1 protein-coding gene and 2 pseudogenes are annotated in these 1,332 nt (G+C 69.4%); 1 reads left to right on the forward strand and 2 read right to left on the reverse strand.

The window, feature by feature from the left end:
- Positions 1 to 619 (forward strand): ABC transporter substrate-binding protein (locus LPA46_RS18665; protein ID WP_230893811.1); only part of this gene is annotated, 619 nt, incomplete at its 5' end.
- A 69-nt stretch (positions 620 to 688) separates the two neighbouring features.
- Here LPA46_RS18665 and LPA46_RS18670 read toward each other — a convergent pair.
- Positions 689 to 1,033, reverse strand: a pseudogene (locus LPA46_RS18670) (aromatic amino acid lyase); the annotation flags it as partial.
- A pseudogene (locus LPA46_RS18675) lies at positions 924 to 1,332 on the reverse strand (hypothetical protein); the annotation flags it as partial. The pseudogenes LPA46_RS18670 and LPA46_RS18675, both read right to left, overlap by 110 nt.

Genomic DNA, 1,332 nt, shown 5'->3' on the forward strand with positions numbered 1-1,332 from the left:
ATACTACGGCCTCTGGGAGATATTCGCCAAGGTCGCACAGGTGCTCCAAGCGGAGGCGAAGTACGAGGCGCTCGCGGCGGTCCACGAGGAACTGCTCGCGGCGATTGCGGCGGACCTCCCCGCGGAAGAAGACCGGCCGACCGCCGTCCTCCTCGGCCCGAGCGACTTGGAGTCCATCTACGCCTACAACCTGAGCACGCCCGGATTCCTGACCGCCCACACCCGCCCGCTGAAGCCGGTCAGCGCGTTCGGCGACGACGTCGAGACCGGGACGACCGTCGACTGCGAAACGCTCCTCGAAGCCGACCCCGACGTGATTCTCACGCTCGGCGGGATGCACCCGGACACGAGCATGTCCGACATCCGCGCGGGCCTCCGCGACGACCCCGTCGGAGCCGAGATTTCGGCCGTGAAGAACGAGCGCGTCTACGCGCAGGCCGGCCGGTATCAGGGACCGATTCTCAATCTGTTCCAGCTGGAGATGACCGCCAAGCAGCTCTATCCCGACCGCTTCGGCGCGTGGCCCCAGTACAGCGAGGGACCGTACCCCGAGATTCCCGAAGACGAGCGGTTGTTCGACCGACAGCGCGTCGCCGACGTCATCAACGGCGACCTCTGAGGCGGCGAAAGCGGGAGGGGAAGGGGAAGGGGAAGCAGCCGGCAGCGGGGGAAGTACCGGCGCGCTCGCTCAGCCGGAGAGCCCGGCGTCATCGATGGCCGCGCGAATCGCGCCGAACCGGACGAGGTCGGCCGCGGTCTCCAGTTCGCCGTCGAGGCGGCGGTCCTCGTCGAGCGGCGGAACCACGGACCGAATCGCGTCGCGGACGGCCCCCGTACCGGTCCCGAGTTCGAGGCCCTCGTCGAGGAACTCGGCGGCTTGCGACCCACAGAGGAGTTCGACGCCGACGATGGTCGCGGCGTTCTCAGCGACCGTGCGGGCGTTGAGGGCGCTCTGCCCGCTCATGCTCACGTGGTCTTCCTGCCCGCCGCTGACGGGCGTCGAGTCGATGGAGGGGCGACCGAGCGACCGACACTCGTTGAGGAGCGCCGCGGCGGTGTACTGCGCAATCATGTAGCCGGAGCGTGCCCGTGCCGTCGTCTCGGTCGAGCGCGCCCGCGGCGGCGCTCGTGACGCCCCGAATCGCCTCGTGGGGCGTCATTCGCATCCCGACGCTGGCGAGAGTGGCGACGAAACTCATGCTTCGAGCGAAGCAGTTCGGGTTGAAATCGGTGGCGAGCGCGACCTCGTGGCCCGCGTCGAGGAAGGCGCGGGCGTCGGCGTAGTCGGCTCCGAGACCGAACGCCGTGCCCGGGAGCAGCACGGGCGTGACG

It is taken from the genome of Halobacterium sp. KA-6 (genome assembly GCF_021029015.1).
GTDB lineage: Archaea > Halobacteriota > Halobacteria > Halobacteriales > Halobacteriaceae > Halobacterium.